The organism is Kordiimonas lipolytica (assembly GCF_042651265.1).
GTDB lineage: Bacteria > Pseudomonadota > Alphaproteobacteria > Sphingomonadales > Kordiimonadaceae > Kordiimonas > Kordiimonas lipolytica.
On record NZ_JBHSCR010000013.1, the window covers coordinates 106,789 to 121,698 of the forward strand.

The following is a 14,910-nucleotide window of genomic DNA, read 5'->3' on the forward strand; positions in this document are numbered from 1 at the left end:
TTTAGCCTTTCCCGTGGCCGCCATGGCCACCGTTTTTATCCGCATCCAAAATGAGGAAATTCTGCATCATGCCGGTGTCTTCATGGGGCAGGATATGGCAGTGGAACACCGACTTGCCGGTCCATTCCTTGAAGGTGTTGCGTATCCTGACCTGCTTGCCCATGGGCACCCAGATGGTGTCCTGTATCAGCACTTCATCAGGCGCATAGCGCACCTCGTTGGTCACCGTGCCGTCCGGCGCCAGGTCGGCCTCGCCGATCACTTCGAACGAGTTGACATGGATATGGAAGGGGTGGCCTTCGGTGTTGTCCTGGTGCCCGGGGGTCGAGTGATCAGGCGGATGGTTCGGATGACCGGGCGAGCCGATGATCCAGTCTTCCGTCTCACCTGTGTCGACCACATAGCTGATGCTGCGTTCATCATACTGGGCGTTATTGATCAGGAAATCGATGCCCACAACGGGATTCGCCTGCCCGGGAAACTGCATACCGAATGTGACATACCGGATGCGGCTGACCTCACTGTCCGGCGTGAGCGGGAAATGCCGCCGCTGGATCGGCAGGCTGGCTGGCAGTGCCATATCGTCGGTTTCGCTGGTGACTTCGATCCGCGCGAGAAGGCGCCCATCGCTATTGAGAAACTGCAGGCTCTGCGGCGCCTGCCTGAGCTCATAGATGCCGGGCTTGGAGATCGCCTTGACCAGAAATTCGCCCCTGTTTGCAGGCGCCAGCAACAGCTGATAGGCGGTATTGGGGGCGCCGGAGGGCAGCGCGGGCAATGTTTTCAACTTGGGCAGATTAACCCCGTCCATGCCAATCAGGTGCAGGTCGTGCGACTGCAGATAGATGGGCATCACGTCATCCGAATTGGCATTCAGGATGCGGAAGCGCGCCACTTCGCCCTGCTTCATCTTGTAGGTTGGCACGCCGCTGTCGATCTGCGTGCCTATGGGGCTCGTGGGATCTTTCTGGTTATGCACTTCCTTGTAGAAGGGCTCCCCATTCAGAAGGAAATACCTGAGCGCATAGTCACCCGTGGTGAAGCCGCCCTTCAGCTTTGTCGGCTCGGGCTTGCCGGTCTTGGGGTTATAGATGGTGACATTGCCGCCGAAGGTCTGCCAGATGGCATTCTGCTTTGGCTCATAGATATAAGTGCCCTCGCCGTCCTTATCCGGGTTATCGGTGGGGAACAGGCCGATATCCTGCACCACGATGATATTGTCCTTGGCGGCCTTGATCTCCGGCACTTCGTCGATGTCGCCTTCGATCAGGATGCCGCCCGCCATGCCGCTCACGGCCTGGACAACCGTCGACCCATGCTTGTGCGGATGATACCAGAAAAGCCCCGGCGGCTGATCGTCCGGGATCTGGAAGTTATATTGCTTGCTGCCGCCCTCAGGCGGGATAACAATCATTTCCGCCGTCGCGTCTGTTGTACCGACAGGCTCGAAAAGATGCGGCACCACTTCAAGGCCGTGCAGGTGCAGGTTGGTTGAATTCAGGTCGTGCGGCACATTGTGATTGCCGTCCCACCCTGAGGAATCGTATGGCGTCAGATTATTGACCACCTTGATATTCAACCTGTCTCCCGGCCTGGCCTTCAGGAGCGGACCCGGCACAGTGCCGTTCCAGGCGCGCAACTTCACGGGTGTGCCGTCCAGCTTCTTCTCAAGCCAATGGGCCTTCAGCGTATAATCCTTCCTGGGGCGGTCGGAATCGTCTGCCTGACCCTGTGGTTCCATGCCCTCGCTGGCATCCGACGCGCAAGCCGTCAGCGTTGCGACTGCCGTTCCGGTTGCCAGCAAGGCGCTTGAGCGGGACAGAAAATCCCGGCGGGTAACTTTTGTCATCGCGTGTTCCTTCTGGCTCAGAATTGATCCGGGTTGGTGCAGGCTGTTGGCTTGCCGTTATTGGCGAAGGTGGCGTATTGGGTGAAAGCCACCTCAAGCTGCAGCGATGTATCAAGCGGGATGGCGCCCGCATATTTCGGATCGGGATACGCCTGCGGGAACGGATAATTAGCGAAATAGGCCGCGTTTTCCGGGCTGCCGCCAGCTTCGCAGATGCCGGTGAACCCGAATGACGGCGGTACATTGGTGCCCATCACCGAAATAGCACCGTCCGCTGCCGCGAAAGCAGAGCCATGGCACGACACACAGGAAGACTGTGGGTTGTCAACCGGGCCGGCAAGCCGGGATGCGCAGCCCCAATGCTCATAAATGCCGACATCCAGGTTGAGAACGCTTTCGGTCGCCGGCTGGCTATCCTGGGCCGTAACCGCTGGGAATGTGTTCGGATCTGAGCCCCACTGCAGCCCAAGCGGCACGAGGCGCGCCAGCACCGTGTCGCCGTCAGCTTCAGCGGAATAGCCAAAGGTGCCATATACCCAGCGCGTTGGCGACCGTTCGTCAACCACAGCCACGTCCACCTGCGTCAGCCGCGTTTCCTGCAGCGCCCGCTGGCACAGATATTGTCTGTCGGGTGCCACTTCATGGCGGTTAACCAGCCAGACGGCAGAGTTCGCCAGGTATGGCACGCACTCAGGTGTCGCATTGGTTGTCAGGAATTTGGTGACCATCGTGCCTTCCGGGAACGGCAGGCCTTTCGGCACTGTCTGGCCTTCAAGCGTAGTCAGCGCCGGCTCGCCTGTATCTGGGATTGCCTGCCCAAGGGCATAGCCGCCCCACTTGTTGTACATACCCACCGCCCAGCTCTCAAAGCCGTGCGGGAACTGGGCCTGGCAGCTTGGGCTCATACTCTGCAGCATCGTCGCATTTGGCATGGGGCTGCCGATAAAGTCGGACAGATGCGCCGTGCGCTCGTTCGTGGTGCCGTGGGCGAATTCACGCCCGGCCGTCGGGTCGTACGCCATCCACGGCACATGGTACCACATGGTCTCGCCGTCGATTTTGGTTCTGAAGCCAACCTCGTTGGGCATGTTCGGGTCCTGCCCGCGGACCACCACGCTCATGATCGCCATGATATAGTCGTTCCAAGGGCCCTCTTCCCAATTGACCGGCACACCCGACGTGAAATCCACATCAATATAAAGCCATGGGCATTCGCTTTGGGGGCATTGGCCGGGGTCTTCTGTTGGATAGTCGTGGCTCAACTGAAATACCGGCCCTTGATAGCCCGGGGGCGGCGCGCTTACCGCATTTTGAAAGGCGAAATCCGCCGCTATTGATTGTTCAGCCGGCTGTGCGGGCGCTTGCTCGGTTTCCGCTGAAGAACAGGCCGCAACAGCGCCTATCGTCAGGGAAGAAACGGCAAGGGTGACAAGTTTTTTGTTAAAGCGATTTTTCATGGGGGTAGCTCCATTGAGTGACCTTGGAAACAAGCAATACGAGCAACAAGACTGGTTAAGGTGGAATAGATCACGCAAGCACAACCATGACAATAAGATTTTAAACTTTCTTCACACCTTTACACCAAATACGGGAATTTTTGGCGTTTCTGCCCACCATGTGACGGCACCAGATGAGCCGGAGCCCTTTCCGCCACAAGCAAGCTATCCAATTGGGGAGGTGGTGTTTTTTCGGGATTGCCCCGAAAATTGAGAGAATGGCCGTGAAAGAGATGAAATAAGTGGAGGGCTGCCTTGTGGCAGTTTAGATGGACCGCACCACCCTGCCCTTTCATCAATCCATCCTGCAGAAGCAGACGTATACCGTGAAGGCGGAGAAGACCGCTCAGACAGCGATGTCGCATTAGACCTAATCACCTGGGAAGATATAGACCATGTTTGACATGATAAGGAACAGGGGCGCAAAAGGCGCCCAGACAAGTGAAGTCGCCCTTGAGGCAACGCCAAAGGGCGTGGAACAGCATTTCGCTGCCATGTTTGATATGCTGCCCGTCAATGTCATGCTGTGTGACAAGGACAGCTGCGAAATCATTTATGCCAACAAGAAGTCGTTCGAGACCATGCGCTCCATCGAGCATCTTGTCTCGATCAAGGCTGAAGATCTTGTGGGCACCAACATCGATGTTTTCCACAAGGTGCCGAGCCACCAGCGGAATATCCTGGCAAATGAAGCCAACCTGCCGCACCGGGCAATCATCCAGCTGGGCGAAGAATTTCTGGACCTGAATGTGGAAGCTGTCCGGGACGAAAAAGGTGCCTACAGGTTTGCCATGCTGTCCTGGAGCGTGGTCACCGAGCAGAAGAAGGCCGAGGACAAGACACGCGAGCTGATGCAGGTTCTGGACAAGATGCCGATCAACGCCATGATCGCAGACCCGAACACCCTTGAAATGGTTTACATGAACGAAACCAGCCTCCAGACCCTGAAGACGCTTGAAAAATACCTGCCCATCCGTGCGGACGACGTGCTGGGGCAGTGCATCGACGTGTTCCACAAGAACCCGGAGCACCAGCGCAGGATTTTGCGGGACCCGAAAAACCTGCCATTCCATACCCGCATCAAGCTGGGGCCAGAGGTGCTGGAGCTGAATATTTCCGCCATTATTTCCAACACCGGCGACTATACGGCCGCGCTGGCGACCTGGAGCATCGTGACCCATGAGGTCCAGATGGAAAGCGCAGTCCGGGCAACCACGGACAAGATGAAGGAATATACCCGTAAGCTTGAGACCACGTCGAACGAACTTTCGGCGGGGGCGGAGCAAAACAGCTCTGTGGCCATGTCGGTTTCCGCGTCAGCCGAAGAGGCAACATCGAATGTGCAGACCGTAGCCACGGCAACAGAAGAACTGACAGCATCGGTTCATGAGATTGGCCAACGCACACAGCGGACATCCGAGATCGCCGCGAACGCAGCGGCAGAGGCCAAAAAAGCACAAGAGATGGTGGGTTCGCTGGATGAGGCATCGACCCAGATCGGTGCCATCGTCAAAATGATCGACGATATCGCCAACCAGACCAACCTTCTGGCGCTCAATGCCACCATTGAGGCCGCACGCGCCGGTGAAGCCGGCAAGGGCTTTGCTGTGGTCGCCAGCGAGGTTAAAAGCCTCGCTACACAGACATCCGGCGCCACTAAGGATATTTCCGAACAGGTTGGCGAAATCCAGCAGCAGATCACCCAGGTGGTCCAGGTGATCAACCATATCAGCGACGTGATCGGTGAAGTGAACGGCATTTCCGCCGATGTGGCCAGCTCAGTTGATCAGCAGCAGGCCGCAACGCAGGAAATTGCCCGCAGCATTCAGGAAGCCGCAACCGGCACGCAGGACGTATCCGCCAACATTACCGAAGTGGTTGCCACGTCACGGCAGACCGCGGCAGGTGCCATGCAGGTGCTGGAAGCATCGCAGATTCTCGACAGCGCCGCACAGGAACTGGCAATGGAGATTGAGAAGCTTCTCAAAAAATAACACACTTCCCAGGTGTGTTCCCTTCCCCTTAACTTGTATTTCAGGCTTTGGGGGAGGGATTTTCTATTATTTTACTTTAGCTTAACTAATCCGGCCTAGGGTTGCCTCCGATCTGGGGACTAAACTATGGGTTAGGATATTTATGCTCGACACGAGCGCGTTAAACCAAGATTTCGCCCTGGCCAGCAACCAGCATGTCTCCACCGCCAAAAGCGCGCTGTGGGCGGACTATGTCGTCGATGTCATGGGCCCGAAAGGCCTTCCGATCCTTTTCAAGGGCATTCTGCCCGCTGACCTGTCTGACAGTGACAGCCTGAGCCTGAACGGCAAACCCATCAGCTACCCTTACTTTGTCCAGCCCGGACAGTGGTTCAATAATGATACCTGCCTGACCTTTTACAGGAACATGCAAAGCATCACCCCGAACATGGTGGACGTGGGTGCCACTGCCGCGCAAATGGCGCTGAAAAAGCGCAATATCATGGAGCTGCGCCTGCTGACGCTCCCGAAAGCGGCCCTGATCCTGCGGAGCATTGCGCGCATCAACGCAAAATTGGCCCGCAACAAGACCCCCCGTATCATGGACCTGAAAAAAAACAGCGGGCATCTTGCCATCACCTATCATGAGGGCATGTATCACACCGCCGCCAGCACGGACTATTACCGGGGCTTCCTATGCGGCTGCCTCGATTTCCTTGGCTTCAGGGACGTCCGGTCAACGGTTCTTTTTGACCATATGGATAATGTCAAACAGGGCGAGACCGAGATTCTGTTCGAATGGGAAGAAAAGAGCTTCCCGGAAAAGTTCAAGATTCGGGCCCTTGAAAAGCACCTCAGCAGACGGGAAACAGAGCTTGTAAGGCTTCTAAGCGAAGGCTTTACGCTTCAGGAAATCAGCTATCTGACGGACATCACCTATGAGACCGTGAAGTTCCACCTGGCCAATGCCCGCAAGAAACTTAATTGCCGTACCCGCGAGGAGCTGGTTGCCAAGTTCATCACCCAGAGCCTGGGTGGCTGACCCAAGACCGACCGCCCGGCCTATCCCACCGTGTCACGGTGAACAAAGAACCCGGCGTCAATCCAGCCCTGCCGCACATCATCCCGCCATGACCGTTCAACATCGGCGAGCGGTCGCCCACTCCAGCCAGCGAGTTCCTCGAGTGCGGCACCAATATTGCCGTGTTGGCGAACCGCATAAAGGAACCGGTAATGGAAGGGGCTGAGGGGATAGGTACTGGTCTGGAAATCCCGCCGCGCGACGGCCAGGAACTCCTGCGCCGGGGGAGGATGCCCGGGCGCCTTGCCCGCGCGCACTTCATGATAATACCAGGCCACCGGGAAGCGGGAATGCGCCAACACCAAAGACGGCAGAAGCACCAGCTCATCGTCCGCCTCATCGCCTGTCGGCCAGGCCCTACCTTCATGCCCGGGCGCGTCAAACAGGTGAAAGAGCGCACGTTCATATGACGCCAGGTCGATCATGAAATCGATCCATCTTTCACGCTCGTCCACCGGCAGGTCGCGGTCGGGCCTGTTTTCATCGATCCAGGCTGCGAACCGGCGGCCAAGTTCATAAAGCGTATAGCTGTCTGACGGACAGGTGCGCAGATATTCGTCCGCAAAATCGCAGAACAGGTCTTCCCCCAGCGCATGGGCTGTGGCCGGGAACTGCTCGATCAGGCATTTCCTGAGCCTCAGGATATAGCTGCGCTGATAGATGCCCAGGCAGGCGGCGGCATCGATGTGCGCTCCCGGTTTGAAAGTAGCGTCCAAATTTGGCGCATCCACGCTACCGGGGGCAATGAGCGCCTCCATCATCCAGCGCTGCATGTCGGGAAGCGTGGCTGTGTTCGCGCTCATTGGCTTACCATCCTGCTGTCATTCATCACATTCGGCACCATGAAATCCACCGGGGTCGATGTGGCTGTGCCAAGGCGTTTTTGGGTTGCGGCCTCGGGCACTGGCTCAATCCCGTCAATATAGGCGCGGGCACGCAACACTTCCGCGTGCACCCGGTCGAATTCCGGCACGTCGCCGTCCCATTCCAGAAGCGTCGCCGCGCCGCCGGTTTTCTGCCAGGCTGTGCGGAACAGGTCCCACACCTCGTCGCACACAGGGCCGTCGTGCGTATCCACAATGTGGGTGCCGCAGTGCTGGTGACCCGCCAGGTGCATCTGCACGACCTTCTCGAACGGGAAGGCCTTCATATAGTCGTCCACGCTGGTGCCGGCGTTGAAGCATGTTACATAGACATTATTGACATCAAGCAACAGCTGGCAGCCTGTCTCTTCGCTGAGGGCCGCCAGGAAATCCGGTTCGCTGATGGTCGACTTCTGGAACTGCACATAGCTGGACGGGTTTTCCAGAACCAGCGGGCGCTCCAGCACGTCCTGCACGGTGCGCACCCGAGCTGCCACATGGGCGAGCGCCTCTTCGGTCAGCATCAGGGGCAGAAGATCATGGCTGTTGAGCCCCATGATCCCGGTCCAGCACAAGTGGTCGCTGACCCAGCGGGCATTCACATCATCCGCGAGCGCTTTCAGCTTATTGAGGTACGCCATATCAAGCGGGTCGGTGCTGCCGATGGACATGGAGACACCGTGCAGCACCAAGGGGTAGCGTTCCTTGATCTGGTCAAGAACCCAGCGCGGCCTGCCGCCTGAATCCATGAAATTTTCGGAAATGGCTTCGAACCAGTCCACCTCCGGCCAGGCCTGAAGGATATGGTCGAAGTGGCTGTTACGCAGCCCGACCCCTAGGCCCAGCCGGTTATCGGCTGAACCCTGGGTTTCTGGCTGCGTAACGGTTTTTGTGACGGAACCATCCATTAGCTGCAGCTGCCCGCGCCGCTCATGCCCGACGCACCGCAGGCAGTCATGCCCTGGCCGCTATAGTCCTGAATCCACTGGATGGTCGGACCATACTGGAACAGATGGGGGTGCGGCACAGATGGCGGCTTGGGCGGCAGGTGCGGCTTCTCCTTGAGAAGCGCCGGATAGGTCTTGGTCTCGAAGATCTCCCGTGCCCGAACCCACACGCTTTTGCCCTGGTTTTCCCCCATGGTGGAAAAACGCTCGGCATTGATCGGTGTGGCGCAAGAACCCTTTGTGGCACAGTCGTTGGCGCCGGGGTTTTTATATTGCTCCTCAGCCGTGCCATAGAGGCCGCAACCGCCCTGGCCCGCGCAATTGTTCTTCACGTGGCAGGTATGGTCTTGCGCCAAAGGTTTGCCCGGATCTGCATAATTGTATGCAAGCGCCGTTGAACAGTAGCCCTGACCGGCGCAGGCGTTGTCACGCGTCCGGCCCTGCCCGGCACAGCTATTGAGCCCCATGCAGGCATGGCGCACTTCACCGGGCTGCACCGCCACGGGCGGGTTGGCCGGGAACATGGGAACGCCTTCATATTTCGATACGTCGCAGCTGCTGCCGGTGCTTGCCGGTACGGCGAATTTCGCCGCCTTCGCCGCTGCGATATTCTTGTCCAGCGGGTCCGCCGGGTCCTTGATACCCCGCCAATAGGGGCTGACGTCAAAGAGCGTCGGGATCAGCTTGATATAATATTGGATGTCGCTGTTGTACCATTGCTCGTTGCCATATTTGGCATCAAGCGCCTTGGCCATGGCCGAAAGGTTGGCGAAAGCCTCGTCCCGTTTGCCCAGGTCGATATTCTCGAACGAAGGCGCAAAGGCCACTTTCTGATCGCCCATGGTTGCCTGCTGGCCGCGCATGGCCTGCAGCACTTTGTCGAGAACCCAGATCATGGACCGGTGAAGGGCCTGGTTGAAATAGAGCTTCTGTTCAGACGACGGCACCTTGAAGATGGTCTCCGTCATGATCAGCATATATTGGTAAAGCCCGTTCACCACATCCGCGCATTCCTTGAAGCCGTCTGCATAGTTTGCTGCAACCGGGTTGGTGGGCACGTTATAGACAAAGCTTTCCAGCTGCTTGTTCGTGATCGGGTTCGCTGGTGCTGGTGGCGGTGTGGGATTCGACTGTGGAATTTTTTCGTGGGTAGGGTGATAGCCTTCCAGGTTCGACTGGAGCGTCAGGAACTTATAGTAGTGCGAAAATTCCTGGTCTGACGGATCGTCGAACTTGGTGAAGTCATAGCCTTCGCCCTGCGCGTCAATCGTCTGAATGGCCAGCAGCGCGTCATGCTTGGTGTTGATTGTCATCAGTTCTACACCGCCTGCGTGGCTGTCGTCGCGGCTGGTGAAATCAGCCACCGTTGCCGCTGACCCCGCCGTGGGCGTCGTCACCGGGCAGGTCTTGTTGAAGCTGCCGGTCGGGAATACGGTGTCGATATTGTTCGGCGAATAGTTGGTGCTCTGAATCTGGTTCAGTTGCTGGCCCTTGGTAAAGTCAGAGTTCTCAACATATTTCGACAGGATCAGGCAGCGCACATAGGAATAGACCTGCCCGATTGTTTCCCAATCACCGCCTTCTGGTGGCGCATCGACTTTGGCTGGATATTCGATCTCCAGGAACTGCCACATCTGCTCCAGCGAAAAGGGCGCCAGCGGGATTTGCACGGGCTTAGAGTCCGGGCCCAGTTTCGCATGCCCCGGCAGGTTTGTTGGGTAAGGCCATGGCGACTTGCCGTAAAGCTCTGGCGGCTGCCCCAGCGAGAACAGGATGTTCGACGCCAGCGACATATGCAGCATTTCTTCCACCGCCACGCTCATGATCATGGCGCCTGCCTCGTCGGCAAAACGGGTCACATGGTCAGACGGGAACCCCTTTGGCGTCCGGTTGATGGAATAATAGGTGTAGAGATAGATCGGCAAGGTCGCCAGCTCGATCTCCACCGCGATCTGAAGATGATCCTTCAGTTCCTGCAGGACCCGGTCCCGGTTCCAGTCGGATGAAGTATTGATTGTGTTGATTACCGTCTTTTCCGCGTCTGTTGGTGGCAGCAGCGGATCGCTACTCTGGCTCTTTTCATACATGAGTGTGTCCTTTACCTCTCTATGGAATACCTCAATTATTGTGTCTGGAAAGCGTGCGCCCTGGCCCCCACCAAGGCGCGCGCCTTTTGTTTTAGGAACCCGGAACTTTGGTCAGTGTGTTGGCGGTGACATGCGGGAAAAGAAGCAGCCTGCCGCCAATCGGAAGCTTCATCAAAATGTTCTGGCTATATTGCAGCTGGGTGTAATTTTCCGTGCCGTCGAACGATTCCAGCCAATAAGTGCAGCCATAGGATTCCACATTGGCATGCTGCTGTTCGAACCCGATGTTGGTCACCGCACCCGTTCCGTTTGTCGAACTCAGCTCCAGTTCCAGGTAATTGGTTGGCGCCCGTGCCGCCAGCGCGTCCGTCAGCACCTGGTTCGGGTTGGCCGTATATTGGGGCTGCGGGTTGGTCACCGGATTCTGGGTCGTATATTCAGGCGGCAAGCCGGAATAGCCCTGCGGAATAACCGAAGCTTGCGGAATAGACGGCACACCCGTGGCACCGGAAACATAATTGCCAAGCGCGAGGATTGAGTTGCCATGGGGCACCGAAACCTGCTTGACGATGTCATAGTCCTGCGTCGGCGGCATGCTGTTATGCACAGTCTTGTCGCAAATGCCGGGCAGATCACCGTTGCCGTACGGCCCAAGCTGCTGAGTGCCGTCTTTGAGGAACAGGAGCGAGCCATTTTCGGCATGTACCAGCGCGTCCTTATTGGGCCCTTCGGCGAAATAGACCCGCTGTTCGTAAAAAGCCGTAAAGGCCGTCTGCGTGCCCACACCACCCCGGTTGGCGGCACTGCCGTGAATGGCCGAAAAGGTCAGCTCTTCATAGTAGGAGAAATTCTTCAGAATGAAGCCGTCCGGCGTTGACGGGTCAACCTGCGGCAATGGCATCACATTATAGGAATAGGGCGCGCCCGGCCCGCCCTTGTCTGTGCCCGCCAGATTTTGGTTGGTCCAGGTGCCGATCAGATGCGCCAGCGGCCCAAGATCGGCAGTCGGGACACCCGGCGACATTTGCGGCGGCTCAGAGATCAGCGGTGTGGAAAGGTCTGGTGCCGTGTTGGCCGGATGGATAGTCATGATCATGTTGCCCTTACAATCATAGAGGCTGCCAAAAGGCAGCTCGTTTGAGCGAATTCGGACCCTGCCTTACGTTTCTGCCCCCGCTTCCCAGAAGGACAGAGGAGCTCAAGAGCATCCCGACGGGGCACCCAATCCTTCTTTCTTTAGTTTTCGGGAACTCAGATACTGATACAGCTAAAGCGACGCGTCATCTACCATAGGGTGTATATCACTGTGCAGAATCCGTGACAATCACAAGCAAGGGCTGCCCGCCGAATTGGGAAAAAGACCGGTTGTATTTTTTGGCCAGGCCCGCCCTTGCCACAACCACCCGCGCGCGCTAGACATTTTAGTATGTCTCACGGGAATGATCGGGCTGACGCCTATGCTGCGCCTTCTTAATCTGCTGCCGCTACTATTGGCCTTGCTGGCTGCGCCCGCTGAGGCTGGCGAAACGCGCATTGCCGTGGCCGCCAACTTCAGCCACGCTGCAAAGGCAGTCAGTGGCGCATTTGAGCGCGAGAGCGGCCACCGCGTGCATTTCAGCTTCGGATCGACCGGCCAGCTTTATGCCCAGATCAGCCAGGGTGCGCCATATGATGCCTTCCTGGCCGCCGACCAGGCACGGCCCATGCGCGCGGAGCACGACGGCCTGGCCGTCCCCGGCAGCCGCTTCACTTATGCGATCGGCAGACTGGTGCTTTTTGGCGGCAACAAAGGCCCTGTCCATGGTGAGACGCTGCAGACAACAGAGCCAACCAGGCTGGCTATCGCCAACCCCGCGACCGCACCCTATGGGGCAGCTGCCATGGAAACGCTGGCGGCGCTGGGCGTCGTTGCCAGATTTGAACCCCGGCTGGTACGCGGCACAAATGTGGCACAAGCCTACCAGTTTATCGCCACCGGCAACGCGGACCTTGGGTTTGTGGCGCTGGCGCAGGTGTTCGACCAGCCCGCCACGGATTACTGGCTTGTGCCAGCGAATCTTCACAGCCCTATCGCGCAGGACGCCGTGCTGCTGACGCACGGTGAAGCGAACGCTGCCGCCCGCGCCTTCATGGCGTTCCTGAAAGGTGATAACGCCCGGGCCATCATCGCAGGCATGGGTTATGAGGCCAGCACCAGCGCGGGAGGCCAGCCCTGATGGACGATGTAAATCTCTGGTCACCAATTTTCCTGACCGCCAAGCTGGCCTTTGTGACCACGCTCATATTGATGCTCCTTGGCACGCCCATCGCCTGGTGGCTGGCGCGGTCCGGAAACCGCTTCAAGGAAGCCGTGGCAGCCGTGGTTGCCCTGCCGCTTGTGCTGCCGCCCACGGTGCTCGGGTTTTACCTGCTGATGGCGCTGGGGCCGGAAGGCCCGGGCGGGCTTATCGCCTCGCTTTATGGGGCGCGGTCACTGGCCTTCACCTTTGAAGGGCTGGTGATCGGGTCGGTGATCTATTCGCTGCCCTTTGTGGTACAGCCGATCAGAAACGCGTTTGAGGCCATCGGCGACCGACCGCTAGAGGTGGCCGCAACGCTGGGCGCGAGCCCCTGGGACCGGTTCTGGAGCGTGGCCATGCCGCTGGCGCGCCCAGGGTTCCTGACCGGCGCTGTGCTGGGTTTCAGCCATACAGTGGGCGAGTTTGGCGTGGTGCTGATGATCGGCGGCAACATCCTGGGCGAAACCCGGGTGCTTTCAGTGGCCATCTATGACTATGTGGAAACCCTCAACTGGGCGCCGGCACACCTGCTGGCGGGCGGCCTGCTGGTATTCTCCTTCCTGGTGATCTTCGCCGTGATGACGCTTGAAAAACGCTGGCGGTTCAGGAACGAGGACCGGTCATGAGCGACAATATGATTCGCGCGGCTTTCCGCGGGCAGGCAGGCGATCTCAGGATCGATATGGATTTCACCATGCCGGGCATGGGTGTGACCGCCCTGTTTGGCGCGTCCGGCAGCGGCAAGACCACGATCCTGCGCGCCATGGCCGGGCTTGCACCGATGCAAGGCATGCTGCGAGTGGGCGACACGGTGTGGCAGGACAGCGACCGCGGCATCTTCAAAGCCCCACACGAACGACCCATTGGCTATGTGTTTCAGGAGGCCAGCCTGTTCCCGCACCTGTCGGTCGAGGGCAATATCCGCTACGGCGAAAAGAGGTCGCTTAAGAAGGGCAAAGTGCCCCCCGTATTCGGCGACATCGCGGCCATGATGCAGATTGAGCATCTTATGGACCGCGCGCCAAAGCACCTGTCCGGTGGCGAGCGCCAGCGGGTGGCGGTTGCGCGGGCACTGATGCGCGGGCCGGAGCTGTTGCTTATGGACGAGCCCCTGTCGGCCCTGGACAGGCGGGGCCGCGACAGTGTGCTGGCCTGCCTTGAGGCCCTGCACCGGGAACTGAAAATCCCGATGCTTTATGTCAGCCATGATTCAGGCGAGGTGGCGCGCCTGGCAGACCATATGGTGATCATCGATGCGGGCCGGAAACAGGCGGAAGGCGCGACGGCCACCCTTTTCGCGCAGCTTGACTTCACACCGCCGGACGGGCGGGCAGAAGCCGGGGCGATCCTGCGTGCCACCGTACGGGACCAGGACAGGGAAAGCCGGACAACCCATGTGAGCGTGGGCGAACAGACCCTGACTATGCCGCAGATCGAGGGCGCGGCTGGCACGGCGGTAACACTCAGGATCAAGGCGCGCGATGTGGCGCTGGCGCTGAAGAAACCCGAAGCCATCAGCATCCGCAACATTCTGGAAGGCCGGATCAGCGAGATTAGGGACTCTGCCGACACGGGCCATGTGGATATATTGGTTGATATCGGCGGCGGGGTGCTCAGGTCACAGATCACGCATGAGGCCTGCCGGGAACTGGCGCTTGAGCCGGGCGTCAACGTCTACGCGCTGGTCAAAAGCATGTCGTTTGATCGCCCCGGCGCTTGAGCCGGGACGTGTTCCAATGGGCGGGCTTAAACCATCCCGCCCGCGGCCTCGCGCGGCCTAATGTCCGAAATACCGGCCATCTCGTCCGCTGTGGGCATCCAGCTCATGCGGGCGAAGACCTGGTCGGACATGGCTTCATCTTCAACGAACCCGTATTTCGTCAAGAACTTGCCCATGGCAAAATCATCACGCCGCGTTGGCACCAGAAGCGGCCTCTTGGTCGTGGCCGCAGCTTTCATCAGCCACAGAAGAATGCCGGAACCGAAGCCCTTGCCCTGTGCCTTCTTGATGAAGTCCAGGTCCACCAGCCGAAGCTCAACCGGCTGGACATCCAGCGTCAGCCGCCCGATGCGCGAGCCGTTCTTTTCCAGGATCAGATAAATGGCATTCGGAAACTGCGACCCATAGCCGCCTGACTGGGCGTCAAGCTGCATCTCGATCACGGTTTCAATATAGTCCTTCTCCGCATCGATCAGGCGCAGGTCGTCGCGGTTGTCCTTATACATTTTGGCAAGGAAATCCTTGTCATGGCGGCCTGCGGGGCGGGCGCTGATGCCGTGCGGCAGGTCAACTGTTCCTTCAATCATGCTCTGTCTCCGTATTCTCTGATACCAG

The 14,910-nt window shown here is 58.5% G+C and carries 13 protein-coding genes; 6 read left to right on the forward strand and 7 right to left on the reverse strand.

The window, feature by feature from the left end; all coding sequences use genetic code 11:
* Window position 1: 1 nt before the first annotated feature.
* Both ACFO5Q_RS12215 and ACFO5Q_RS12220 read right to left on the reverse strand, forming a co-directional pair.
* Window positions 2–1,849 carry a multicopper oxidase family protein gene (locus ACFO5Q_RS12215; protein ID WP_068149001.1) on the reverse strand — a complete coding sequence of 616 codons (1,848 nt, stop codon included), beginning with the start codon at window positions 1,847–1,849 and terminating at the stop codon, window positions 2–4.
* Between the two features lie 17 nt (window positions 1,850–1,866).
* Window positions 1,867–3,306 (reverse strand): hypothetical protein, encoded by a 1,440-nt coding sequence (locus ACFO5Q_RS12220; RefSeq protein WP_068149004.1) that lies wholly within the window; start codon window positions 3,304–3,306, stop codon window positions 1,867–1,869.
* Window positions 3,307–3,319: 13 nt separating this feature from the next.
* On the opposite strand from ACFO5Q_RS12220, the gene ACFO5Q_RS12225 reads away from it, so the two are divergent.
* The 3 genes from ACFO5Q_RS12225 to ACFO5Q_RS12235 all read left to right on the forward strand — a co-directional run bounded on the left by ACFO5Q_RS12225 (window position 3,320) and on the right by ACFO5Q_RS12235 (window position 6,360).
* A complete protein-coding gene (locus ACFO5Q_RS12225) occupies window positions 3,320–3,559 on the forward strand; it encodes a hypothetical protein (protein ID WP_156431985.1) in 240 nt (79 codons plus the stop codon).
* Window positions 3,560–3,740: 181 nt separating this feature from the next.
* Window positions 3,741–5,339, forward strand: coding sequence for a methyl-accepting chemotaxis protein (locus ACFO5Q_RS12230; RefSeq protein WP_068149006.1), 1,599 nt, complete (start codon window positions 3,741–3,743; stop codon window positions 5,337–5,339).
* 142 nt (window positions 5,340–5,481) lie between these two features.
* A complete protein-coding gene (locus tag ACFO5Q_RS12235; protein ID WP_068149009.1) occupies window positions 5,482–6,360 on the forward strand; it encodes a helix-turn-helix transcriptional regulator in 879 nt (292 codons plus the stop codon).
* Window positions 6,361–6,380: 20 nt separating this feature from the next.
* On the opposite strand, the gene ACFO5Q_RS12240 is transcribed toward ACFO5Q_RS12235, so the two are convergent.
* The 4 genes from ACFO5Q_RS12240 to ACFO5Q_RS12255 all read right to left on the reverse strand — a co-directional run bounded on the left by ACFO5Q_RS12240 (window position 6,381) and on the right by ACFO5Q_RS12255 (window position 11,386).
* The gene (locus ACFO5Q_RS12240; RefSeq protein WP_068149014.1) at window positions 6,381–7,202 is read right to left on the reverse strand and encodes an HvfC/BufC N-terminal domain-containing protein; all 822 of its coding nucleotides are present in this window, start codon (window positions 7,200–7,202) and stop codon (window positions 6,381–6,383) included.
* Window positions 7,199–8,170: an MNIO family bufferin maturase gene (bufB, locus tag ACFO5Q_RS12245; protein ID WP_082719928.1), complete on the reverse strand. Its 972-nt coding sequence runs from the start codon at window positions 8,168–8,170 to the stop codon at window positions 7,199–7,201. The genes ACFO5Q_RS12240 and bufB overlap by 4 nt, the downstream gene beginning before the upstream one ends.
* Window positions 8,170–10,296: a ferritin-like domain-containing protein gene (locus ACFO5Q_RS12250; RefSeq protein WP_068149017.1), complete on the reverse strand. Its 2,127-nt coding sequence runs from the start codon at window positions 10,294–10,296 to the stop codon at window positions 8,170–8,172. Before ACFO5Q_RS12250 ends, bufB begins: the two co-directional genes overlap by 1 nt.
* Window positions 10,297–10,387: 91 nt before the next feature.
* Complete coding sequence (locus ACFO5Q_RS12255) at window positions 10,388–11,386, reverse strand: heme-binding protein (RefSeq protein ID WP_197421150.1); 999 nt, start codon at window positions 11,384–11,386, stop codon at window positions 10,388–10,390.
* 367 nt (window positions 11,387–11,753) lie between these two features.
* Here ACFO5Q_RS12255 and modA point away from each other — a divergent pair, with 367 nt between their 5' ends.
* From modA to modC, 3 genes are read left to right on the forward strand one after another with little or no spacing between them, the layout of a single operon-like run.
* Window positions 11,754–12,512, forward strand: a complete 759-nt coding sequence (gene modA / locus ACFO5Q_RS12260; protein ID WP_197421152.1) for a molybdate ABC transporter substrate-binding protein — start codon at window positions 11,754–11,756, stop codon at window positions 12,510–12,512.
* Window positions 12,512–13,201 (forward strand): molybdate ABC transporter permease subunit, encoded by a 690-nt coding sequence (gene modB, locus ACFO5Q_RS12265; RefSeq protein WP_068149024.1) that lies wholly within the window; start codon window positions 12,512–12,514, stop codon window positions 13,199–13,201. The genes modA and modB overlap by 1 nt, the downstream gene beginning before the upstream one ends.
* Window positions 13,198–14,295, forward strand: a complete 1,098-nt coding sequence (gene modC / locus ACFO5Q_RS12270) for a molybdenum ABC transporter ATP-binding protein (RefSeq protein WP_082719929.1) — start codon at window positions 13,198–13,200, stop codon at window positions 14,293–14,295. Before modB ends, modC begins: the two co-directional genes overlap by 4 nt.
* Window positions 14,296–14,321: 26 nt before the next feature.
* On the opposite strand, the gene ACFO5Q_RS12275 is transcribed toward modC, so the two are convergent.
* Window positions 14,322–14,882, reverse strand: a complete 561-nt coding sequence (locus tag ACFO5Q_RS12275; RefSeq protein ID WP_068149026.1) for a GNAT family N-acetyltransferase — start codon at window positions 14,880–14,882, stop codon at window positions 14,322–14,324.
* Between the last annotated feature and the right edge of the window lie 28 nt (window positions 14,883–14,910).

Excerpts from the sequence above, each read along its gene's own strand:
- ACFO5Q_RS12220 (WP_068149004.1), bottom strand. The coding sequence starts at position 3,306 with ATGAAAAATCGCTTTAACAAAAAACTTGTCACCCTTGCCGTTTCTTCC.
- ACFO5Q_RS12240 (WP_068149014.1), bottom strand. The coding sequence starts at position 7,202 with ATGAGCGCGAACACAGCCACGCTTCCCGACATGCAGCGCTGGATGATG.
- ACFO5Q_RS12215 (WP_068149001.1), bottom strand. The coding sequence starts at position 1,849 with ATGACAAAAGTTACCCGCCGGGATTTTCTGTCCCGCTCAAGCGCCTTG.
- ACFO5Q_RS12230 (WP_068149006.1), top strand. The coding sequence starts at position 3,741 with ATGTTTGACATGATAAGGAACAGGGGCGCAAAAGGCGCCCAGACAAGT.
- ACFO5Q_RS12235 (WP_068149009.1), top strand. The coding sequence starts at position 5,482 with ATGCTCGACACGAGCGCGTTAAACCAAGATTTCGCCCTGGCCAGCAAC.
- modA (WP_197421152.1), top strand. The coding sequence starts at position 11,754 with ATGCTGCGCCTTCTTAATCTGCTGCCGCTACTATTGGCCTTGCTGGCT.
- ACFO5Q_RS12275 (WP_068149026.1), bottom strand. The coding sequence starts at position 14,882 with ATGATTGAAGGAACAGTTGACCTGCCGCACGGCATCAGCGCCCGCCCC.
- bufB (WP_082719928.1), bottom strand. The coding sequence starts at position 8,170 with ATGGATGGTTCCGTCACAAAAACCGTTACGCAGCCAGAAACCCAGGGT.
- ACFO5Q_RS12255 (WP_197421150.1), bottom strand. The coding sequence starts at position 11,386 with ATGACTATCCATCCGGCCAACACGGCACCAGACCTTTCCACACCGCTG.
- modC (WP_082719929.1), top strand. The coding sequence starts at position 13,198 with ATGAGCGACAATATGATTCGCGCGGCTTTCCGCGGGCAGGCAGGCGAT.
- modB (WP_068149024.1), top strand. The coding sequence starts at position 12,512 with ATGGACGATGTAAATCTCTGGTCACCAATTTTCCTGACCGCCAAGCTG.
- ACFO5Q_RS12250 (WP_068149017.1), bottom strand. The coding sequence starts at position 10,296 with ATGTATGAAAAGAGCCAGAGTAGCGATCCGCTGCTGCCACCAACAGAC.